The sequence below is a fragment of the Pseudoalteromonas sp. 2CM28B genome (assembly GCF_023161935.1).
Genome location: NZ_JALNTH010000005.1, coordinates 55,162 through 77,607, shown reverse-complemented (window position 1 = coordinate 77,607; position 22,446 = coordinate 55,162). Strand labels below are relative to the sequence as shown.

The 22,446-nt window shown below is 42.7% G+C and carries 17 protein-coding genes; 14 read left to right on the top strand and 3 right to left on the bottom strand.

The annotated features are described in order from the left end of the window. The 14 genes from MTN96_RS09225 to tldD all read left to right on the top strand — a co-directional run bounded on the left by MTN96_RS09225 (nucleotide 1) and on the right by tldD (nucleotide 18,942). Complete coding sequence (locus MTN96_RS09225) at nucleotides 1–492, top strand: type II secretion system protein (RefSeq protein WP_248531316.1); 492 nt, start codon at nucleotides 1–3, stop codon at nucleotides 490–492. Next, nucleotides 479–1,021: a prepilin-type N-terminal cleavage/methylation domain-containing protein gene (locus MTN96_RS09220; RefSeq protein ID WP_121636903.1), complete on the top strand. Its 543-nt coding sequence runs from the start codon at nucleotides 479–481 to the stop codon at nucleotides 1,019–1,021. The genes MTN96_RS09225 and MTN96_RS09220 overlap by 14 nt, the downstream gene beginning before the upstream one ends. Further along, the gene (locus tag MTN96_RS09215) at nucleotides 1,021–1,860 is read left to right on the top strand and encodes a type II secretion system protein J (RefSeq protein WP_064386209.1); all 840 of its coding nucleotides are present in this window, start codon (nucleotides 1,021–1,023) and stop codon (nucleotides 1,858–1,860) included. Before MTN96_RS09220 ends, MTN96_RS09215 begins: the two co-directional genes overlap by 1 nt. After that, nucleotides 1,850–2,335: an agglutinin biogenesis protein MshP gene (locus tag MTN96_RS09210; protein WP_240452940.1), complete on the top strand. Its 486-nt coding sequence runs from the start codon at nucleotides 1,850–1,852 to the stop codon at nucleotides 2,333–2,335. Before MTN96_RS09215 ends, MTN96_RS09210 begins: the two co-directional genes overlap by 11 nt. Before the next feature lie 56 nt (nucleotides 2,336–2,391). Next, the gene (locus MTN96_RS09205) at nucleotides 2,392–6,072 is read left to right on the top strand and encodes an H-type lectin domain-containing protein (RefSeq protein ID WP_248531314.1); all 3,681 of its coding nucleotides are present in this window, start codon (nucleotides 2,392–2,394) and stop codon (nucleotides 6,070–6,072) included. Between the two features lie 176 nt (nucleotides 6,073–6,248). Further along, complete coding sequence (locus MTN96_RS09200) at nucleotides 6,249–8,288, top strand: formylglycine-generating enzyme family protein (protein ID WP_004585755.1); 2,040 nt, start codon at nucleotides 6,249–6,251, stop codon at nucleotides 8,286–8,288. Nucleotides 8,289–8,424: 136 nt separating this feature from the next. Beyond that, the gene (locus tag MTN96_RS09195; protein WP_002958401.1) at nucleotides 8,425–9,468 is read left to right on the top strand and encodes a rod shape-determining protein; all 1,044 of its coding nucleotides are present in this window, start codon (nucleotides 8,425–8,427) and stop codon (nucleotides 9,466–9,468) included. Then, entirely contained in the window at nucleotides 9,468–10,310 is an 843-nt protein-coding gene (gene mreC, locus MTN96_RS09190; protein WP_024032490.1) for a rod shape-determining protein MreC, read from the top strand. The genes MTN96_RS09195 and mreC overlap by 1 nt, the downstream gene beginning before the upstream one ends. Further along, the gene (gene mreD / locus MTN96_RS09185; protein ID WP_004585757.1) at nucleotides 10,303–10,782 is read left to right on the top strand and encodes a rod shape-determining protein MreD; all 480 of its coding nucleotides are present in this window, start codon (nucleotides 10,303–10,305) and stop codon (nucleotides 10,780–10,782) included. The genes mreC and mreD overlap by 8 nt, the downstream gene beginning before the upstream one ends. Continuing rightward, complete coding sequence (locus MTN96_RS09180; RefSeq protein WP_024032489.1) at nucleotides 10,782–11,351, top strand: nucleoside triphosphate pyrophosphatase; 570 nt, start codon at nucleotides 10,782–10,784, stop codon at nucleotides 11,349–11,351. The genes mreD and MTN96_RS09180 overlap by 1 nt, the downstream gene beginning before the upstream one ends. A gap of 1 nt (nucleotide 11,352) precedes the next feature. Then, a complete protein-coding gene (gene rng, locus MTN96_RS09175) occupies nucleotides 11,353–12,825 on the top strand; it encodes a ribonuclease G (RefSeq protein ID WP_004585759.1) in 1,473 nt (490 codons plus the stop codon). After that, complete coding sequence (locus tag MTN96_RS09170; RefSeq protein ID WP_248531312.1) at nucleotides 12,825–16,682, top strand: YhdP family protein; 3,858 nt, start codon at nucleotides 12,825–12,827, stop codon at nucleotides 16,680–16,682. Before rng ends, MTN96_RS09170 begins: the two co-directional genes overlap by 1 nt. Next, nucleotides 16,679–17,506: a carbon-nitrogen hydrolase family protein gene (locus MTN96_RS09165; protein ID WP_248531310.1), complete on the top strand. Its 828-nt coding sequence runs from the start codon at nucleotides 16,679–16,681 to the stop codon at nucleotides 17,504–17,506. The genes MTN96_RS09170 and MTN96_RS09165 overlap by 4 nt, the downstream gene beginning before the upstream one ends. Then, a complete protein-coding gene (gene tldD / locus MTN96_RS09160; RefSeq protein ID WP_024032486.1) occupies nucleotides 17,503–18,942 on the top strand; it encodes a metalloprotease TldD in 1,440 nt (479 codons plus the stop codon). The genes MTN96_RS09165 and tldD overlap by 4 nt, the downstream gene beginning before the upstream one ends. Before the next feature lie 50 nt (nucleotides 18,943–18,992). Here tldD and MTN96_RS09155 read toward each other — a convergent pair whose 3' ends face one another. The 3 genes from MTN96_RS09155 to gorA form a co-directional block, all read right to left on the bottom strand. Next, nucleotides 18,993–19,829: a mechanosensitive ion channel family protein gene (locus MTN96_RS09155; protein WP_029772107.1), complete on the bottom strand. Its 837-nt coding sequence runs from the start codon at nucleotides 19,827–19,829 to the stop codon at nucleotides 18,993–18,995. A 209-nt stretch (nucleotides 19,830–20,038) separates the two neighbouring features. Beyond that, entirely contained in the window at nucleotides 20,039–20,623 is a 585-nt protein-coding gene (locus MTN96_RS09150; protein ID WP_248531308.1) for a hypothetical protein, read from the bottom strand. Nucleotides 20,624–20,936: 313 nt separating this feature from the next. Then, nucleotides 20,937–22,298 (bottom strand): glutathione-disulfide reductase, encoded by a 1,362-nt coding sequence (gene gorA / locus MTN96_RS09145; RefSeq protein WP_055254577.1) that lies wholly within the window; start codon nucleotides 22,296–22,298, stop codon nucleotides 20,937–20,939. Nucleotides 22,299–22,446 lie beyond the last annotated feature (148 nt).

Genomic DNA, 22,446 nt, shown 5'->3' with positions numbered 1-22,446 from the left:
ATGAATAGCAGTAGTAATCAACGATTGCGTGGCTTCACACTGGTTGAATTAATTATTACTTTAGTTATTTTGGGCATACTGTCGGTAACGGCAGTGCCCAAGTTGCTAGGAAGTTCAACAGAGCAAGCATACTCATACAGAGATAGGGTATTAAACGCCCTACGCATAGTACAATTACGCGCGATGCAAAATACTGCAACAAGCAGCTGCCATAAACTGTATATTTCACCTACCTTGGTTGCGGGGCCAGAGCCAGAAACCTGTACTGGCGGCCCAAGTACCAATAATAGTGAGTATTTAGTTGTTGCTATCAATACCGAGCGCAGCGACGTACGATTTAATGCCTTAGATAGCAATGCTAATGTGTTTACGCAAATTAACTTTGACCCACTTGGGCGAGCAGATCAAAATTGCACAGTACAATGTAAAATTGACCTGGGTCTAGCCGCGGTGTGCATTAGCGGTGAAGGGCTTATTTATGCCTGCCCCTAAAATACAATCAGGTTTTACCTTGATTGAGCTGATTATTGGCATTGTGATGTTTGCTATTGCGCTAAGTATCATTACGGCGCTTATAGCACCTCAAGCAAAGCAAAGTGCCGAGCCTATTGTCGCACTCAGGGCCTCAGAGCTTGGGCAAGCATTAATGAACGAAATATTAGCTAAATCATTTGATGAACATAGCGAGCGCACGCCACCATTTAGGCGCTGCTCCGAAACAAGCTTAGGCGCCCAGCCTTGTAGTACTCATTCTGAGCTTGGTGCTGATAGCGGTGAAGCACGGGCTGATTTTAACGATGTTGATGATTACATTGCGCTCACAGGGCAGCCTATTAGTGATAGTTTAGGGAATACATTAGCGCAATACAGCGACTTTTCACTGGTTGTGAACGTGCAATACGACAGCGACCTAAACGAGGCAACCAATAACGATGGCGTTGCCTTTAAACGAATTACCATTGAAGTAACCTCACCCTTGGGGCAAGTGTACGGCTTTAGTGCATATAAAGGTAATTACTAATGAATAGAGCAAAGCAAAAGCGTGGCTTTACCTTAGTTGAGCTATTACTTGTGATGGTAATTATTGGTATTTTAGCCGTAGCGTCATTTTCGTTTATTAGCGCTGGATTTAATATTTACAGCCAAGGCGTGAAACGTCAAGAAGCGGTGGCGCAAAGTCGCTTTGTTTTAACCCGATTAAGTAAAGAGCTTCGCCACGCAACCCCTAACTCACTGCGCTTAAATTGTGATAACGCCAGCAATGGAGCGTGTAGCACGCAGCAATGTTTAGAATTTACGCCGTTTTTATCTGCCACTCATTATACCGATTACTTACCCACTAGTGCCCCTTTTGAGATTACCGCCGTGAATTTTGCGCTTAATAATTTAACTGAGCCACAAATAAATGATTGGGCAAGTATTTATCCATTAAATAGCAGCGATATATACGATGAAAGTCAAAACAAACGCCTACAAGTTAGCGGCTACAGCGCCGTTACAAGTGAGCTAGATACATGGCAATTTAGCAAAGCATTTGCTCAAGAGTCACCGAGTAAGCGTCTTTATTTATTAGATCAGCCCGTTAGCTTTTGTGTAGAAAGTAATTCACTGTATCGCTATAGCAACTACGGCTTTACTACAAATCAATTAAACGCCGCCAGCTTACAGGTTAGCTCGGGCGTTAAACGCGATTTAATGAGTAATTATATTGCCAATAACTTAACGAGCAGAGCCTTTTTTACGTTAAGTGAGATTTCGCTACAGCGCAGCGCGGTTGTTAATGTGTTTGCGCAAATGGGGTTTAACGACACCGAACAAATAAGTATTAGCCATGAGGTGCATGTGCCTAATGTCCCTTAATATAAAAAACATCAGTTTTGCTAAAAAGCAGCAGGGTAATTTGCTCATAATTACGTTGGTGATCATTGTCACTTTGCTGGCACTAGGGCTGGCGCTTTCTAAAGTGTTATCGGGTGCGGCGCAGCAAAATACCATTGAGTATTACGGCGCGCGCGCTTACATGGCAGCCCAAAGCGGATTAGAAACCGGCTTAAGCGAAATTTTTGCACTAAATAGCACTGCGCAAACATGCAGTGCAGTAACCACCAGTAGGAGTTTTAGCACCCTCTACCTAGCCAATTGTGAAGTTGAACTGAGCTGTAGTGAATACATAGCCTTACCCGATAGCAGCACCCGCTCTGGCACCGTTAATATTTACTACTTACAAAGCTCTGCAACGTGTGCCGCCAATGATTGTGCTGCCGGTGCAGCATGTCAAAAGGAATATTGGCAAACCCAACGTACTCTAAGTGTGGAGGCTAAAACATTACCATGAGCAAATATACCCTCTGTATTTTATGTTTAATAAGTTTGCTACTAAGCCGATGCGCTATGGCTGTACCGCCTAAAATTGAAGGGCGATTTATAGAGCTACAAGACACGTACACTTCACCCATATGGACAAAAATAAATTTTCAGCAGCAATACATAACCCCTCCTGCGGTATTTATGTTGTCCACTAATCAAGGCGGTAACCCCGCTATAGTGAGAATACGCAATGTAACAACCACAGGGTTTGAAGCATTGCCACTTGAGCCATCAGGAGAAGATGGCGAGCATATAACCATGGGCGCGCACTATTTAGCGGTAGAATATGGTGTGCATGAATTTCCTGATGGGACCATTATGGAAGTCGGGAACACCGACTTACGCCTTGAGCTACAATACGGTGATAAGTCGGGGTTTGCCCCCATCACGCCTAAAGGTTACAAATCACTGACTTTTAATAAACCGTTTGCCGTAAGGCCTAACTTTTTTCATTCGTTACAAACACTAAATAGTTTAGATAGTAACCCGCCGTCTCAAGCGCTTGTGCCTTTTTTAACCATTGCAGTGCAAAGTGGTTCCTTATCTACAAGCGGGGTAAATATAGCGTTAGAGGCCTCAGAAACCGCATTAGGTGTTATTCAAACTGAAACGGTGGCCTACATGGCTGTAGAGCCTGGCAGTAATCGCACCTTTACCGATGACAATGGGGTAGAAGTGTCGTGGGAGACCTTTTTTACAGGATTCGAAGTTGATGGTTGGAATGATGGGTGTAACTACTTTAATTTTAACAATAACTTTAGTGAGGCACCGCTGGTGGTGGCAAGTAAAAATTCCCGACTTGAAGAAGACGGTGGGTGGCTGCGCAGCTGTAATTTAAGAGCGGATCGGTTAGGGCTGGTGGTTGATGAAGACCGTGATGGCGACAGAGAGCGTAACCACGTAAAAGAAGAAGCCTCTATATTAGCTATGACCAGTACGTTTGTATTTAATGGCGATATTTTAGATTGCGATACTTTATTTCCTGGCGCTATTTCTACCTACAATGATGGACAAGTGCAGCTTGTTCAAGGTGTGGAAATAACCGATAGCAATGCACAATTTATCACCACCACTAATTTAATATCAACTGCACTCACCAACCCACCTTTGTGTAATGGCCAAGGCTGTGTAGCCACTGGGTATAACTCCCTTGAGCCAAATCAAGCTGCGCAAGTACCCACGGTCACAAACGATGGAAGCTCTACCGGTGATGTGCCTGTATCGTTAGCTGGCGATTATTTTTATGACGAACTAGCACTTAACTTATTGGAAGATGAGTACAAGGTAACAGCGCCCACCCGTATCTTTTTAAAAGATACATCGTCGCTAATTTCTAGCGCATTTTTGAACATAGGCAAAACGAATATTGTGGTTGAGGAAGGAGCGTATTTAGCTATATATGTCGATGGCGATGTAGCCATTGCGGCTGATGCAAATATTGCCGCATACATTGTCGCAACGGGGGAGGTAAGAATTGCCCAAAATGTCACATACCAGGGCTCTATAACCGCTGCAACACAAGTAATAACCGAGGGCAGCTCTACGTTTGATGCGTTAACAGTGCCAGAGAGTATTCCTGGATTTTGCGGTATTTTTACGCCGGTTTTGCTTGATCACTACCGCATATCATTAAGTGATAACCAAGGTTTAACCTGCCAAGCAAAAGAAATGACATTAACCGCCTGTGCAAACGATGCATGTGATTTACTGTACGATGAGCCTTCCGCACTTGATCTGTCTCCAGATAACAGTGGCCAGCAAAGCTGGGTAAGCGGTGAAAATATTACCTTTACAGGCTCTGCCACAGTAGCGCTTGCAAAGCGTACCACAGGGACCGTCACACTTGGCTATAATACCGCCGACCCATCTGCACCGCTGCGTTGTTATATTAATGGTAGTAACGTAGGGCTGGGCGGGTGCAAAGTGGTTTTTTCTGATGCAGGGTTTATTTTTAATAACGACACAGCCAATACAGCGAGTATCCCCACTCAATTATCTGGTAAACCCTCTAGCGAGGGTTTTAATGCCGCCAAGCTATCCATTCAAGCGGTTAAAACAAATACTACAACAGGCGTATGCGAAGCCGCATTCCCTGCAGGTGGTCAAGTTGATTTAGATTTAGCTTATACCTGCAGTGCCGGCGCTACGTGTTCAGATCCAATACAACTTAGTAATAATGCGAATACGTATAGCGTGCAGCAAGCATATCAAACTTTTTCGCTCACCTTTGATCAAGACTCAAAAGCCCCTATTGCTATTAACTACCCTGATGCCGCTAAATTAAGTTTAAATGCACGGGCAACAATTGTATTAGACCCAGTAACTAATTTATCAGTAAGCTTAACCGGCAGTTCTAACGAATATGTAGTTAAGCCCTTTGGGTTAGCGGTGCAAGTTGCAAGTGACGGCTATGCTCAAACAGCAAACGATAGTTTATTTAGATTAACGGGTGAGTCATTTAATTTAAAAATGAATGCAGTACAGTGGCGTGCAGGGCAAGACAATAACAACGATGGGATACCTGATAACTATAGCGCTATTCATAGCAATCCCATTGCCAAACACTTCATTAGCGAGTCTCCTTTAGTAACACATAGCTTAGTATTACCCGGCTCTGGGAGTGAGGGGCAAATTGAAGCGCTAAGTACCCTTGCCTTTACAGATACGGGAAGCTTGAGTGAATCCATATCGCAGTACGCTTATGACCAAGTGGGTATTATAAACGTATTTGCGGGTTTACAAGATGGCGATTATTTTGGTGTGGGCGATGTAAAAGGGCAGCTAAACAACGTAGGGCGGTTTGCTCCATCGCACTATCAAGTATTAGGTGTTCAAGCTGCTGCGCAATGTACACAGTTAGGCAGTAATTTAACCTATTTAGATCAGCCCTTTGAGCTTGGTTTTACGGTACAAGCGCTTAATCATAACAACCAGCTAATGGCTAATTACAAACAAGGCTTTGAAAAAGCCCAAGTACAAATAAATGCCGAAAACAATCAAGCTGGTAATTATGTACCAGCAACAACGCTAACCAGCAGGTTAGCCAATATAAGCAGCAATAGTTGGAACACCCTAGCCGATGGACAGTGGCAAATGAGCGACAGCACTGCCATGTTAACGCGCTTGGCTATAAATAGCCCCGACGGCCCATTTACTATGGTTAATCTTATGGCCACCGTCACTAACACAGAAGGCGCTACGTTAATTGATGCTAACGATGAGCCGAGTACGCAAGTAAGCTGCAGCACTGATTGCAATAGCGTGCGTTTAAATGATGTGCCAATAGACTTTCGCTTTGGACGGTTAGTGCTAGGCAACAATGCCGGCTCAGATTTAGACTCATTACGTGTGCCTATGCAGGCTCAGTACTTTGATGGAACAGGCTTTGTACTAAATACCGAAGATAACTGCAGTGTATTTGAGCATCCGCAGTTATCCCAAATATCGCCTTCAACGCCAATATTAAGCTATGAGTATGGTGCAGGCGCAGCGGGTTCATTAGAGGCAGGCAGCTACCCTACAAACAATGCTATTTATGCAACACCAAATGGCAGTGGTACATTTACATTAGAATACGAAACAGAAAATTGGTTAAAGTGGGATTGGCTTGGTGATAATTCACAGCAAGATCCCCATGCTATCTTGCAATTTGGTCGCTTTAGAGGAAATGATCGGGTTATTTACTGGCGTGAAACAAGAGAATAGTTGTAAACTAAGATAATAATTGAACAAAGCTTGTGTTTTGTGCTTCAAGTACATAGCATAAGGCATTGGGTGTATTGATTTTTGATGGTTGAAAAATGTTCAGCTTTCAAAAGTGAGTACACTCTAATAAACAATAATAACGACCAAATAATTGCCGCTTTTTGGGACTGGAATATATGCGAATTGCTCCTTTATCTCTGTTAATTTCCGCTAGTTTGTTAGCTAGTAGTGCATTTGCACAAGACACAGCAACAGTAACCGGAATTGAATCAGAGATTAGTATTAAACAAACAGAATACGATAACTCGACACAAATACTTGAAAAACACTTAAAAGAAGAAAGTCAGTTACAAAACCAACTTGAACTACTTCGTTCTCGCTCTACAGAGCTTGATAAAGAGAAAAACCAAGCACTTGATGCGATGAACGAAATGTATCGCCGCTTAATTGACGATCCTACGCTTGATATTAGTGCTGCCCAATCGCGCTATCAAAAAGCCGTGGTTGATCATAAGCAAAATAAAGACGACATCTCAATGCAGTTGGCGGCAATTGCATCTCATCGTAAAGATATAGAGCAAATTCGTGTTGCAAAACATACGCTTTTAAACACCTTAGAAAGCTTAAAAGAGCAATTAACTACAGCCCGAGTCGAGCGTTTACGTAATGAGTTTACCCGCGAAGGTACACTGGAAGTAAACCACACAATTAACTGTAAGCGTACCGAAACGCTCGCAGCCTGTGAGCAACGCGGCCAGCAAATGGGTTTACAAAAAGCCACTAAGCGCTTTGTTGATCAAATATTTGCTAATTTAACAGAAGAGCGAATTGTTGAACCAAAACGCAACATGGCAGGCGCACAAGTACAAATTTTAAGTAGCCATGTAGTTAACAGTGCATTTAGCGGACAAGGCAATTACAACGTTAACTTAAGCGTAACCATGCGCGGCGAAGTAAACAGCAGCCGCCTATGTAACTTATTAAACGTAGATAACCGTTATTGTTCTGAATATGGCTCGCCACTTGCGACAGCGTATCAGCCTGGTTACGGTACAACCTACTCTGATAGTCAGTTAACATTCAGCAACGCCGCGGATAATACCGACACTGTGTCTGTATCGCGAATGAACAATCAGCCAGTGCGCGATTACTCAGTGAAAGCTGCACCTACAAAAAAAAACTATCCATCAATTATAAATAAAGAGAAAAATCAGCAAGTTGAGCTGACTTTACGTTCAAATGTTTACGATGATGAAGTGTTTATTGATGGGGTGAGCTTTGGCTCTACGCGTTTAGTTACGCGTTTACCGCGTGGTGTGCATAACGTAGAAATACGTAAATTAGGCTATAAGCCTTACAAAGTAAGAGTTGATTTAACTAAAGCACAGACTATTCATGCTAACTTAGTAAAAAAGTCTGAGTCGATTGCTGCACCGGCTTACACTCGCGAGCAACCAAAACCTGTAAGTCGTACAGCAAGCACTAATCGCTCTGCTGATGTACAAAATAATGTTGTAGTTGTGCCCGCCGGTAAATTTAAGATGGGCGATATTAACGGCAATGGTTTAGCAAATGAACGCCCGGTTATTGAAAAAGTGATAGCCAGCTCATTTGCTATGCAAACCAAAGAGGTTACCGTAGGTGCCTATGAAGCGTTTGTAGCAAGTACTGGGTATAAAACACAAGCAGAGCAAAGCAAAGGGTGTGCTTATTATTTAAATGGCGAACCCGTATGGGAAGCTAATTTAAACTGGCGTAACCCAGGCTTTGAGCAAAGCAGCGATTTTCCTGCAGTGTGTTTAACATTTAACGACGCGAAAGCGTACGCCGAATGGCTCTCTGGCGAAACAGGGCAGCAGTACCGTTTACCTAATGAAGTTGAATGGGAATACGCCGCTCGCGCAGGTACAGAAACAGAATACCCTTGGGGTAACGAAATAGGTAAAAATTTAGCTAACTGTGGTTGGTGTGGTAGCGAATGGTCAAACAAACGTGCAGCACCGGTGGGTTCTTTTTCTCCTAACGCATTTGGATTATATGACACCGTAGGCAATGTGTGGGAATGGACAGCTAAAGAATCAGGCGAATCTGATGTTGCAGTAAGAGGCGGAGCGTGGAACTTTGCACCAAGCCTTGCACGTGCTTCAACACGATTAATTTTAGCGCCAGATTTTAGATCTAACTACATTGGCTTTCGCTTAGTCCGCGAACGATAGCATTTAACCAAGGAAGCCTAGCTTCCTTTTTTCACAAATTAACAAAGGTAGTTGCGCTTTATATTGCTCATCTAATTAGGCATGTTAAAGTGAGTGCAGCTAACATAAGAACGTATTTCAAAGGTCATCCAGCCTCATGTTTAAAAAACTCCGTGGTATTTTTTCAAACGATCTATCGATCGACTTGGGTACAGCCAATACCCTTATCTATGTAAAAGAAGAAGGTATTGTACTTAACGAACCTTCAGTTGTAGCTATTCGTCAAGAACGCGCTGGTGGACCTAAAAGTGTTGCTTCTGTGGGTACAGAAGCAAAACAAATGCTAGGGCGTACACCGGGTAATATTAAAGCGATTCGCCCAATGAAAGATGGCGTAATAGCCGACTTTTATGTAACCGAAAAAATGTTACAACACTTTATAAAACAAGTGCACAACAATAACTTTATGCGCCCAAGCCCGCGTGTACTTATTTGTGTACCGTGTGGTGCAACCCAAGTAGAAAAGCGTGCAATCCGCGAATCAGCAATGGGTGCCGGCGCGCGCGAAGTGTACCTAATTGAAGAGCCAATGGCCGCAGCAATTGGTGCTGGGCTACCAGTATCAGAAGCAACCGGTTCTATGGTTGTTGATATTGGTGGTGGTACTACCGAAGTTGCTATTATTTCACTAAACGGTGTTGTTTACTCATCGTCTGTGCGTATTGGTGGCGATAAATTTGATGAAGCCATTATTAATTATGTACGCCGTAACTTTGGTAGCCTAATTGGTGAAGCAACGGCTGAAAATATTAAGCATCAAATTGGCTCTGCTTTTAAAACTGACGAACCAATTGAAATTGAAGTACGCGGTCGTAACTTAGCCGAAGGTGTTCCTCGCTCATTTACACTTAACTCGCACGAAATTTTAGAAGCACTCCAAGAGCCGCTAATGGGCATTGTAAGTGCCGTAATGGTTGCACTTGAGCAGTCTCCACCTGAGCTTGCATCGGATATTTCAGCTCACGGTATGGTTCTGACTGGCGGTGGTGCACTATTAAAAGATTTAGATCGTTTATTAATGGAAGAAACAGGCATTCCTGTGGTTGTTGCCGATGATCCACTTACGTGTGTAGCACGTGGCGGCGGTAAAGCACTTGAAATGATTGATGTTCATGGTGGTGACGTTTTTAGTTACGATTAATGAAATTACTGTTTGGACAAACCATCTCTTTGCAACTGCGACTTTTTGTCGCAGTGCTTTTGAGCATAGTGCTCATTGCGGGCGATAAGTTTACACAAGGCGGCACGGTTGTACGTACAAGCCTCAATACACTTGTCAGCCCATTAATTTACGTTGCCAACCTACCTTACGAAATATTTAGCTTAGGTGCTAAAAGCCTGCATACCCGCGATCAGTTACTGAGTGAAAACGAAGCGCTGAAAAAAAAGCAAATGCTACAAAGCGAGCAATTGCAGCAATACCAATTTTTAGCCCGCGAAAACCAAAAGCTACGTGCTTTACTTGGCTCATCGGCTAAGCAATCTAATCGTAAAAAAATAGCCCAAGTACTTTCTGTACATTCAAACCCTTATAGTCATCAAGTGGTTATTAACCGCGGTACCACCGACGGCCTAAGCGAAGGCCAAGCGGTAATTGATGAAATGGGGGTTGTTGGTCAATTAACGAAAGTAGGCTCTACCACGTCGCGCGTGCTACTAATGACCGACACAACTCATGCTACGCCGGTACGTATACTACGAAACGACGTACGCACGGTAGTTGAAGGCATAGGTAAAATTAACGTTGTTAAGCTTTCGCATGTACCTCATAGCCTTGATGTTCGCATTGGTGATGTACTCGTGACCTCGGGGCTTGGCGGTACGTTTCCTGAAGGGTATCCGGTGGCGGTTGTCACCGAGATAAACCGTGATGAAGGACGCCCATTTGCCCAAGTATTTGCAGAGCCTATTGCACAGCTAGACCGCATTCGTTTGTTGGTTATTTTATGGCGCAATCAACAGGAGCAAATCAGCGATGATTAATCGTTATTCATTGTTAATTGCCCTAAGCATCTTTTTTGCTTTAATTATGGCATTAATGCCACTGCCTTTTTCGTTTGAGCCTTTCAGACCTGATTGGGTATTACTGGTATTAATGTACTGGTCGCTGGCAGTGCCGCATAGATTAAATATTGGTACCGCGTGGGTTGTTGGTCTACTCATGGACTTAGCCTTAGGCTCGCCATTAGGAGTTAATTCACTCACGTATTCTATTTGTATATTTGTGACCGCAAGTAACTTTCAAAAAATACGTAACTTTTCGCTTTGGCAGCAAAGCTTATTAGTGGGCTTATTTTTAACCTTGTATCACCTAATGCAATTTTGGTTAAATCACTTTTTATTAGGTGTTTATTTTAATCCACAATACCTGTGGCCAGTGGCGACCGGTATGGTCAGCTGGTTTTGGGTCTTTTTACTTCTTCGCAAATACCGTAGACATTTTAGGATCAGGTAATGACAACCGCAGTATATTTGGCATCAGCCTCCCCGCGACGTAAAGAGTTGTTGAGTCAGTTAGGCATTGAGTTTGAACAGTTCAGTGTAGATGCAGACGAAACCCCACTTGCAAACGAGCAGCCTCATGCATTGGTTGAGCGCTTAGCCCGCTTAAAAGCGCAAACAGGCGTAGCGCTTGGTTACACAGACCGCCCAGTGCTTGGTAGCGATACTGTGGTTGTTATTGATAACGAATCGTTGGGTAAACCACGCGATAAAAACGATTTCATAACAACACTTAAACGTTTATCTGGTAATACACATCAAGTGCTTACTGCCGTTGCTTTTGCTACACAAACAGATGTACTAAGTTGTGTGGTGAGTACCGATGTGACCTTTAAAACCCTCAGCGATGAAGAAATAAATAGCTATTGGGAGTCAAACGAGCCACAAGATAAAGCCGGTGGTTATGGCATTCAAGGCTTAGGTGGTCGCTTTGTTACACACATTGCGGGTAGCTATTTTGCTGTTGTAGGCTTACCTTTATACGAGACCGAACAATTATTACAAGCATTCTTAAGAAGGTAACATGAGTACAGAATTACTAATAAATGTCACGCCAAGTGAAAGCCGTGTTGCCCTAATCGAAAACGGTGTATTACAAGAAATTCAACTAGAGCGTATAGGCAACCTAGGTATTGTAGGCAATATTTACTTAGGAAAAATAAGCCGCGTACTACCAGGCATGCAAGCAGCTTTTGTTGATATAGGCCTAGAAAAAGCCGCTTTTTTGCATGCATCAGACATAGTCAATAGCGCCTCAATAGTTGAGGGCGTAGACGACGAGCCAATTAAAAAAGTACAAGACATACGTGAGCTAGTACGCCAAGGCCAATACATTATGGTGCAAGTGGTTAAAGACCCACTAGGCACTAAAGGAGCAAGGCTTACTACCGATATCACTATTCCTTCTCGCTATTTAGTGTTTATGCCAGACGCTACGCATGTAGGTGTTAGTCAGCGTATTGAAACCGAAGAAGAGCGTGCGCGACTTAAAAAAATAGTGGCAGAATACGGCGACGATAATGGCAGTTTTATTGTTCGTACAGCGGCAGAGGGCGCCAGTGAAGCGGAGCTAAGACACGATGCTGAATTTTTACGAAAACTGTGGCAAAAAATTGTATCACGTCGTAAAAAAACCAATAAAGCCAGTATATTACACGAAGACTTAACGCTTGCATTTAGGACCCTGCGCGACTACGTAGGTGAAGATATGGAGCGTATTAGGGTTGACTCTAAGCTAACCTATCAAGAGCTAAAGCTGTTTACTGAAGAGTTTGTGCCTTTGCTTTCGCAAGCACTTGAGTATTACCCAGGTGAGCGCCCAATTTTTGACTTATTTGACGTTGAAACCGAAATTCAAAAAGCACTGCATCGTAAAGTCACGCTTAAGTCAGGCGGTTATTTAATTATCGACCAAACCGAAGCGATGACCACAGTTGATGTGAATACAGGTGCGTTTGTAGGGCATCGTAATTTAGAAGAAACCATTTTTAATACCAATGTAGAAGCCACATCAGCCATTGCTAGGCAGCTACGCCTGCGTAACTTAGGCGGTATTATTATTATCGATTTTATCGATATGATCAGCGAAGATCATAAACGCAGAGTATTACATTCTCTAGAGTCAGCACTATCTAAAGACCGTGCAAAAGCCAACATAAACGGCTTAAGCGCATTAGGCTTAGTAGAAATGACCCGTAAGCGCACCCGCGAAAGCCTTGAGCATATTTTGTGTGATGTATGTCCGGCTTGCTCTGGGCGTGGCTCACAAAAAACAGTCGAAACCGTATGCTATGAAATACTGCGCGAAATAGTGCGCGTTAATCGTGCCTACGATGCCGATAAATTCATGGTGTATGCGGCACCTGCAGTAAGTGAAGCCTTACTCAATGATGAGTATCATAACCTTGCCGAACTTGAACTATTTATTGGTAAGCAGGTCAATATTCAAACAGAGAGCCTATACAGCCAAGAGCAGTTTGATGTGGTAATGATGTAATGAAAACGAAAGCGGTCTGTTTTTTTTGTTTTAGAAAGTTATGGCAAACCTGCGCCATAATTTTAGTATTACTGGCCGTGATTGTTTCTATTTTAAAGTACACCTTACCTTATGCAAACGACTACAAAGGCGATATAGAAACCTACCTGCACGATAAATTTGCCATTAGTCTTTCTATAGGCGCAATCTCTGCCAGTTGGCATGGCGCCGGCCCTGCCTTGGTATTAGAAGATCTCTCTTTTAAGGATAACGAAACTGCGCCTATATCGCTCACTATTGCCAAAACAAGCCTAGAGCTTAACCTATGGGAGAGCATTAAAGCCTTTCAGTTAAAGTCTAATTACTTTGTTATTAATGGCTTTCATACCAGTGTAAATATTCAAAATTTATTTAATAACACCAATAACGATGATGTCTCGTTTGAACAAAAAGAGCTAATTGAAGAGCTGTTTTTGGGAGATACAGGGCATTTTGCTATTGAAAATTCGAGTATTAATTTTATTTTAGAAGATGGTAGAGAGCGCAAGCTATTACTCGAAAACATAGTATGGCAAAACCAAGATGAACAACATTTAGGAAGCGGCAGCCTCGCCTTGCCCGGCATTAGTGTGGGTAGCTTTGACGCACGTATCGCGCTTAGTGGCAAAACTATAGAGCAAATTGCGGGTGACATTTACGTTCAAGCAAATAGCGTAGATGTGTCTAATTGGTTGGCGCAATATATTAATACTGAAAAACAACAGCTTTACACAGACATAAACTTAAAGTCTTGGCTTAAGCTCGAAAATGGTTTTATCAGCGATGTAAAAATGCAGTGGTTACCTAGCTTTGTGCACTGGCAAAACAACCAACAAGCTAAACAAGTAAGCTTAAGCGAAGGGGGATTTCATTTATTTCCTGAGGCAAACGCTTGGCACTTAAAAAGCACGGGTCTGACATTTAGTAATAACGACACAACCTGGCCAAGTCTAGAATTTGAGGCAAACTTAGGTAAGCAAAATAAAGTGTGGCTGCAGCAGGTTGATCTTTCTTTACTGAGTAACTTGGCGTCGTTAACTAACTTTGAAGCATTACAGCCACTTTTAAACCGCAAACCAAGTGGTTTTATCGATCAAGCCTACCTAGAACTTAATCCAGATGAGCAATGGCAGTTCTGGTTTTCAGCTAATAATATTGGCTGGCAAGAAGTGTCTGGTATTCCTGCAGCGCAGGCACTTAGAGTCTCGGGGCTTATAAATCAGCAGCGCGGGCGAGTGCAGCTATTTGGCGAAAATGGGACTTTAATAACTGGCGACAGCTTCAGTAAAAATATTGATTACAACCAAATTAATATCGATCTGGATTTAGCAAAAACAGATAATTACTGGAATGTAAGCAGTAATAATATTTGGTTTGATAATAACGAAGTTACCTTAGCGGCTGAGCTAAATGTAAGCCTTAGCGACGATCCTCGCTTAGATCTTTACGCGGAAGCCTATGCAGAAGATGCCACAGTAGCTGGGCACTACTTTCCGTTAAAGGCAATGAGCCCTCAACTTGTAAGCTACTTAAATGGCGCAATAAAAGGGGGCGAAGTAGCTAAGGCGCAAGTATTATTTGCAGGTCCGCTTTCAGGTTTTCCTTTCACCGATGGCAGCGGCCAATTTGATGTACTCGCGCAAATAGATAATGCAACGTACGCGTTTGACCCCAATTGGCCGGCAGTAACTAACGCCAATGTGCAGTTGCACTTTGCCAACGAGCGAATGGATATTTATAGCCAGCAAGGCCAGTTAGTTAATTTAGAAGTAGGCGATAGCGTGCAAGTGAGTATTGCCGATTTAATGCACGCTGATGAACTCATTGTACAAATAGATAAACGCGCGCAAATGGAAAAACTGCATGACTTTTTTGCAGCCACCCCGATTGCAAACCCACTGGCCAATATTTTTGAAGTGGTGCAAGGTAAAGGTCAAGCCGATGCAAGCGTAACTCTTTTGATTGGCTCTAAATTTAAAGGTGGAGCCAGTGTAAACGGCAAAGTAAAACTAAACGATTTGCCTGTTTATATTGCAGCCCCAGGCATTGCGCTTGAAAAACTAAGCGGCGAGCTCAGCTTTGAAAACGATACAATTAGCATGCAAAACGCCAGCGCTACATGGTTGGGTATGCCGCTTAGCATTAACTATAATAGTGCAAGCGAAGCACAGCAGTACACCGCTAATATTGATATAACGGCGTTACTAAATGCAGATACACTAACAACCCAGGCGCAAGGTGTACTGAAAGGGTACCTGAGTGGGCAAAGTGAAGTTGATATAGGCCTTGCACTTAATTTTACTGAGCAAGGCTTTAATTACCGCGCTCAGGTTAGCTCTGAGCTACGTGGCTTGACGAGCACGCTACCAGCGCCCTATGGCAAAACAAGTGAACAGGTTTGGCCGTTAACGGGCATAGTGCAAGGCGATGATATTTCAAATCTTATTACGGCTAATGCTAATCAGCAGCTATATTTTAATGCGATTTTAGAAAACGGTCAGCCGCAATTTAGTAATATGCATATTGTACTTGGTGAGCAAGATTTAGGGCTAAATCAAAAAGATTTAAGCGTTAATATTAACCTTGAACAAACGCAACTAGAAGCATGGTTTGAATTAATAGACCAAATAATTAAAGCCGCTCAAGCTAAGCCAGACCAGCAGTCTGAGGGTATTATGCCGCCATTAAATGAAGTGGTTGCGCATATTGACAAAGTTAATGCTAGCGACATTATTTTTAACGATTTTGAAATGCGCTTAGCGCCCCAGCAAAACGACTTATATTTAAAGCTTAATGCCAAAGAGCTGCGTGCTGACGTGTTTATTCCTAGCTCTCAGCCAAGCCAGCCGATACGCATAAATAGCGATTACTTAAGACTTAACTTTGCACCTAAAGTAGAAGAAGATCTTGAGATCACCGATGTACTGCCAGAGCAAAACCTAGCGTGGCTTAACACAGTACCTGCCATTGAATTTGAGTGTGCAGATTGTAAAGTGGCAAGTTATCAGCTTGATAAAGTGAGCGCTTCGCTGGTCGGTGAAGGCGACAAGCTTACTATTTCTGAGCTTGTGGTTGATAAGGGCGACCATATTTTACGTACCGAAGGGCAGTGGCAAGGTGGCTTTACGCAATTTAATGGTGAACTTAAAAGTGACGATATAGGCGCGCTATTTGATGAATTTGATATCACCACCGCTATAAAAGATTCAAAAGCCGATATTAACTACAACCTTGCTTGGCAAGGCGCCCCGTATGACTTTGATATACCTAGTTTGGGCGGTGAAGTTAAGTGGGATTTAGGTGAAGGCCACATTGCTGAAATAAGTGATGGTGGGGCACGTGTATTTTCGCTACTTAGCCTTGACTCGCTAGTGCGTAAATTAAAACTCGATTTTAGAGATGTATTTTCAAAAGGCTTTTTTTATAACAGCTTAAAAGGCTCTATGCAGCTAGATAAAGGTATAGCCTACACAAAAGATACCAAAATGGATGGCGTGCCAGCCGATTTAACGATTAACGGCTATGCTAATTTAAACACCCTTGAAATAGATTACGATTTAGCAGTGGCACCACAAGTAACATCTAGTATTCCGGTTATTGTGGCTTGGATGGTTAATCCCGTCACAGGGCTTGCCGCTTTAGCGCTTGATAAGGTTATTCACTCAGCAAGGGTGATCTCCGAAATTAACTTTAAAGTAACCGGCAAAATGAATGACCCTGTGGTACAAGAGCTTGAGCGTAAAAGTAAGGAAGTTACCTTACCGCAAGCTGCGCAAAATCAGCCGCAAGCGGCCAGTACACTCACACTTAAAGATGCCGCGGTAACAGCAACACAATGAGTACGCTAAACGCCAATATAATTGCTTTGCAAATGTGCTCAGGCACTAACCCCGATGAAAACATGGCAACCCTTGGCGAGGCGTTAAATAAACTCCCCACAGCCAGGCCAATGCTTGTATGTTTACCCGAGGCGTTTTTAGTATTTAGTAAAAGTGGCCATGATACGCTAGCGGTTGCTAAACGTATTACTCACTACAAGCAGCAATTAAGTGCATTGTGTAAAAAGCATAATATTTGGTTAAATGCGGGCACCATCCCTGAGCCACACAAAAATAATAAATACTTTGCGGCCTCGCACTTATTTAATAGCCAAGGTGAATGCGTAGCCACGTATAATAAAATGCATTTATTTGATGTTGATGTGGCCGATAAAACCGCCAGCTATCGAGAGTCAGACTTTACTCAGGCAGGCGATGATGTGGTTGTTGTTGCTACACCGTTTGGTAAAATTGGCTTAACAGTATGTTATGATTTGCGCTTTAGCGGATTATTTAGCGCACTTACGCGCCAAGGGGCTGAAATAATTTTAGTGCCCAGTGCTTTTACAGTCCCTACAGGGCAAGCACATTGGCAACCCTTATTAAAAGCACGCGCAATAGAAACGCAGTGTTACGTTATTGCAGCTGCGCAGTATGGAACACATCAAAATGGCCGCCAAACATACGGCCACAGTATTATTATTTCACCGTGGGGCGAGCAAATAGCAACGCTTGAAAGTGGGGTAGGGTTTATAAGCGGTTACGCCGACCTAAACCAGTTAAATAAAATTAGAAGAGATATGCCCGTGCAATCTCATCAACGATTTAGAGAGCATTTATTATGAATTCGGTTGAACAGCATTTATTACACGACAGCCAGCTAAATCGAGAAGAACTCGAAAAAACGCTTGGGTATATTCATCAGCATAAAGTGGATTACGCCGATTTATACTTTCAATCAAGCCATCATGAGTCATGGGTGCTTGAAGACGGCTTAGTAAAAGAAGGCTCGTACAATGTTGAGCGCGGAGTAGGTGTACGTGCCGTTAGTGGTGAAAAAACAGGATTTTCTTACTCTGATGCCATTAACCTTGAAGCGTTAAACAAAGCCGCAACGGCAGCTCGTAGCATTGCCGATGCAGGCGAAGATAAAACCATTAAAGTATTTAGCGATGTGAAAGCAAAAGAGCAATTTGCCCCGCATCAGCCAATATCAAGCATGAGTGACAGCGATAAAGTGAGTTTATTGCGTGAGCTTGAAAACTACATACGCGAACTTGCCCCTGATGCTGAACAGGTAATTAGTTCAATGTCGGCTGTATACGAAGAGGTATTAATTGCTGCCAGCGATGGCACGTTTGCTACCGATATACGCCCGCTTATTCGTTTAAACTGCTCCGTTTTACTTGAAAAAAATGGCCGCCGTGAACGCGGTGGTGCAGGGGGCGGCGCACGCTTAGATTATGGTTACTTTAAAGAACTAGTTGAAGGCAAGCCGCGCTGGATGGGCTTTGCCGAAGAAGCTGTACGCCAAGCTAAAGTAAACTTAGAGGCAATTGATGCGCCGGCTGGCACAATGGAAGTTGTGTTAGGCAATGGCTGGCCTGGCGTGCTGCTACACGAAGCGGTAGGCCATGGCCTTGAAGGCGACTTTAACCGTAAAGGGGCTTCGGCATTTAGCGGTAAAGTGGGGCAAAAAGTAGCATCTGAGCTGTGTACAGTCGTTGATGATGGCACCATGGCTGATCGCCGCGGTTCACTTAACGTTGACGATGAAGGCACACCTGCAGCTTATAACGTACTTATCGAAAACGGTATTTTAAAAGGCTACATGCAAGATAAGCTCAATGCGCGTTTAATGGGTGTAAACCCAACGGGTAATGCACGTCGTGAGTCGTATGCGCATTTACCTATGCCGCGTATGACCAACACCTACATGTTAGGGGGCGAGCATAGCCAAGCCGATATTATAAGCTCAGTTAAAAAAGGGGTATTTGCACCAAACTTTGGTGGCGGCCAAGTAGATATTACTTCAGGTAAGTTTGTATTTAGCGCATCAGAGGCGTATTTAATTGAAAACGGTAAAATTACCCAGCCAATTAAAGGTGCAACACTGATTGGCAATGGCCCAGAGGTGATGCAGCATATTTCTATGGTAGGCAACGATTTAGCCCTTGATAAAGGCGTAGGTGTCTGCGGTAAAGATGGCCAAAGCGTTCCTGTCGGGGTAGGTCAACCAAGCCTTAAAATAGACCAACTTACAGTAGGTGGCACCGCATAAAACAATAAAGCGCGAAGCAATTCGCGCTTTATAGGTTACCAATGCGAGGTTTACGCCTCGCTTTGCTCTTCTTTGTTCTTCTTCGCCTGTTCGTACCACAAAGCCATAAAACACTCAGTTAATTTATGCTCTATTTCAAGTGCTTTGTTAGTTGGGCAAAATAGCGTAAAGCTTGCTTTAAACTCACCAAGCTCTGTAGTGCCAAAGTGAATAACCGGTGCCGGACCCGAAATTTTGGCATCGAGTTTACGCTCTATCATCGAATTATAACGTGTTGCTACATCGTGAAACTCTTCGCAGTATAGTTTTGCCTGATTGACTAATTCGTCATGAATAACATAAGGGTTAAAGCTCTCTCTGCGTATAATAGTAAAATGATGAGTAACAAAGCGCTTTACATAATTAAGGTTTTTAATTGAGCTGGTGATCAGCTTATTATTTGGAATATAAATTGTTTTGCGCGAAAACTGATAAGTGTGCATGTCTATTTCATGCATGGTGGTTTTTACCCAGTCTGTTTCGGCTACTTCGCCAAAATAATCACCTACTTGTATCCAATCACCTACTCTAAACGGGCGGGTGGTAACTAGGTAAAAAAAGCCAATAACGCATTGTATAAACTCGCGTGTTGCAAGCACTATAGCCACTGCAAACGCAGCAATAGACAGCGCAAAATTTTGTATTTCGGTCGACCATACAAATAGCAGCGACAGCACCATAACAAAATTAATAAAGTGCTTAATGTTATGAGTGATGTAACGAATGTCTTTTTCTTTTTTTTCAGCGCGGTTTCTTGCTAGTTTATCAACCAGTACTTTAAGCACAAATGCAATGGCAAGCACGAGCACAGAAACTAAAAAAGGGTGCATGAGTATGTCTTTAATCATAACTTCCAAATACGAGTAGCAATAGGCACGCTAAGTATATTGAGTAATCAAACCAATTAGCAAATTTAAGCTACATAAAATCACTTATACCAATTGTGTTAAGACATGAGCCATTTATAGCAATAGGTGAATAGCGTTAAAACCCTATTAGCGCTTTATTTTGCACGCTAGAATGGCTACTACTTAATTAAACCGGTATTACTTAGCAGCTAGGCTGTTTGCTCTGTAATAGAGGCTTGCGTGTGTTTAGCGTGTTTTTGGCAAAACAATACAAGCTCAATGGCAGCGATAAAAATAAGTGTGTAGCCCAGGGTTTCTATGCCTTCCTCAATAATATTTTTAACTACCCGAACGTATTGTTCTCCCATAACTGAGTGCCAAAACTCGCCCTTGCCCATCATTCTCGAAAAAGCGAGTAAGGTCACTAAGCCAGATAGGCAAATACCATAGCTCGGTGTTTGCGCATAGGCTTTTAACGAGCTGTAAATAAAGCCTCGTTGGGCTTTTAAGTAAAGTAGTACGCTCGCTAATAGCGTATATACAATTGCTTGCCATGCGCCATCAAACACATACATATCTAGGTAGGTGTCAAATTCTCTAACAAACATAGCAGCTGTCAATGCAGCCAGTAACAGTGCGGCTATTTTAAGATCAGAGTGAATACGTGAGGCGTAAAAAAACAGCATACAACTTAAAAACGTTAAAATATCTTGCATGTGTTCTGTTAGTGTTTCTTCACTGTAAAGTGCATTTTGCTGTAAATCAAAACCTTCAAGCTGAATTAAAAAAGCCACACCTGCTAAGCATAATAAGTAAATAAAAGATCGCAGTAAAAACATATAAAAGCTCAAATAGAAAACAATGCGCGGCAGTTTAATTATAAAAATGGCTAAAAGCCAAAACATTATAGAAACTTTTTATATATTTATCGGTCTAAGTTTTTTGCTGTTAAATTAATGGGTTATGTTTTTATATTATGTATTTATGATGTGTTTTTTGTAATAAGTTGAGTTAATTAGTTGTGCTGTATAGGGTTAAATGCGTTAAGCATAAAAAAGCCCTTACTAAAACATAGTAAGGGCTTTTAACGTTATAAGCAGAATTTGCTTAGCGCATCGTCACAAACTCTTCTGAGCCTGTAGGGTGCAGTGCAACAACAGCATCAAAATCAGCTTTAGTTGCGCCCATTTTCATAGCAACCGCAAAGCCTTGAATCATTTCGTCAACGGCAAAACCAATGCCGTGTAAGCCAACTACTTTTTCTTCAGGGCCTACGCATACAAGCTTCATTGCACAAGGTTGGCGGTGTTGTGTAACGGCTGTGTACATAGCGGCAAAGCCCGACTTGTACACTTTTACGTTTTCTTCGCCGTGGCGAGCAATAGCTTCTTGCTCGGTTTCACCAATAGTACCAATAGGTGGGTGGCTAAATACCACAGTAGGTACAAGGCTGTAATCCATTTTTAAATCATCAGGTAGGTCTTTATTAAATAAACGCTCTGATAGGGTGCGACCGGCTTTAACAGCGACAGGCGTAAGTTCTATACCGTGCTCAATAATATCGCCTACAGCATAAATACCAGGTACGTTTGTATTTTGATATTCATCTACTTTTACATAACCAGAGCTATTTAGTTCAACCCCTGCTGCTGCAATGTTAATTACATCGGTGCTTGGCTCACGGCCAATAGCCCAAATTACTTGGTCAACATTTTGGCTGTAACCATTTTCAAAATGAATGGTTAAGCTACCATCGCTTTCTTTAACAATTTCTTTAGGCGAGCATTCGGTATGCAGTGTTGGGCCTTCTTTTTTCATGATCTCTACTAGGGTTTCAACCAGTAGCGTATCAAAATTACGAAGCGGCGCGTGTCTGCGTACAAATAAATGAGTTTCTGTGCCTAAACCATGTAGTACACCGGCAAGTTCTACAGCAATGTAACCTGCGCCAATTACCGCTACTCGCTTTGGCTGCTCTGTTAATTCAAAAAAGCCATTTGAGTCTATACCGTACTCAGCACCTGGAATATTAGGAGTATGCGGACGTCCACCTACTGCAATCAAAATATGATCGGCCGTGTAATGCTCGCCGTTTACTTCTACGGTTTTGCTATCAACAAATTTAGCAAAACCATTAATTACGGTTACGCCATTGTTAGCTAAACCGTTGTCGTATCCTTTATGAATGCGACCAATGTACGCTTCGCGGCTCTCAACGAGTTTGCTCCAGTTAAAGTCTTTTACTTCTACGTTAAAGCCGTAATCAGGTGCATATAAGTTAATTGCTTCAGCAACTTGTGCGCCATGCCACATTACTTTTTTAGGCACACAGCCTACATTAACACAGGTGCCGCCCATGTGTTTTGCTTCGATAAGCGCTACTTTAGCGCCACGCATTGCCGCACGGTTAGCAGAGGCAATACCGCCACTACCACCACCAATCGCAATGTAATCAAAATGCTGAGCCATGTTTTATCCTCAAAAAAATATTTAACTATAATGTGCCGATGATAGCATATGCTAAGTGCAAGTCACCCAGCGCGGCGCGCTAAAAAGCTGATAAATACAACAAACGAAATTGTTTATTATGCCGATCAGTTTCATCCTAAGCTATATT

Bases quoted from the DNA above. Each gene is read 5' to 3' on its own strand.
- gorA (WP_055254577.1), bottom strand. From the start codon at position 22,298: ATGGCTCAGCATTTTGATTACATTGCGATTGGTGGTGGTAGTGGCGGT.
- MTN96_RS09205 (WP_248531314.1), top strand. From the start codon at position 2,392: ATGGCTGTACCGCCTAAAATTGAAGGGCGATTTATAGAGCTACAAGAC.
- MTN96_RS09225 (WP_248531316.1), top strand. From the start codon at position 1: ATGAATAGCAGTAGTAATCAACGATTGCGTGGCTTCACACTGGTTGAA.
- MTN96_RS09200 (WP_004585755.1), top strand. From the start codon at position 6,249: ATGCGAATTGCTCCTTTATCTCTGTTAATTTCCGCTAGTTTGTTAGCT.
- MTN96_RS09195 (WP_002958401.1), top strand. From the start codon at position 8,425: ATGTTTAAAAAACTCCGTGGTATTTTTTCAAACGATCTATCGATCGAC.
- MTN96_RS09210 (WP_240452940.1), top strand. From the start codon at position 1,850: ATGTCCCTTAATATAAAAAACATCAGTTTTGCTAAAAAGCAGCAGGGT.
- MTN96_RS09220 (WP_121636903.1), top strand. From the start codon at position 479: ATGCCTGCCCCTAAAATACAATCAGGTTTTACCTTGATTGAGCTGATT.
- MTN96_RS09215 (WP_064386209.1), top strand. From the start codon at position 1,021: ATGAATAGAGCAAAGCAAAAGCGTGGCTTTACCTTAGTTGAGCTATTA.
- MTN96_RS09170 (WP_248531312.1), top strand. From the start codon at position 12,825: ATGAAAACGAAAGCGGTCTGTTTTTTTTGTTTTAGAAAGTTATGGCAA.
- mreC (WP_024032490.1), top strand. From the start codon at position 9,468: ATGAAATTACTGTTTGGACAAACCATCTCTTTGCAACTGCGACTTTTT.
- rng (WP_004585759.1), top strand. From the start codon at position 11,353: ATGAGTACAGAATTACTAATAAATGTCACGCCAAGTGAAAGCCGTGTT.
- tldD (WP_024032486.1), top strand. From the start codon at position 17,503: ATGAATTCGGTTGAACAGCATTTATTACACGACAGCCAGCTAAATCGA.
- mreD (WP_004585757.1), top strand. From the start codon at position 10,303: ATGATTAATCGTTATTCATTGTTAATTGCCCTAAGCATCTTTTTTGCT.
- MTN96_RS09155 (WP_029772107.1), bottom strand. From the start codon at position 19,829: ATGATTAAAGACATACTCATGCACCCTTTTTTAGTTTCTGTGCTCGTG.
- MTN96_RS09165 (WP_248531310.1), top strand. From the start codon at position 16,679: ATGAGTACGCTAAACGCCAATATAATTGCTTTGCAAATGTGCTCAGGC.
- MTN96_RS09180 (WP_024032489.1), top strand. From the start codon at position 10,782: ATGACAACCGCAGTATATTTGGCATCAGCCTCCCCGCGACGTAAAGAG.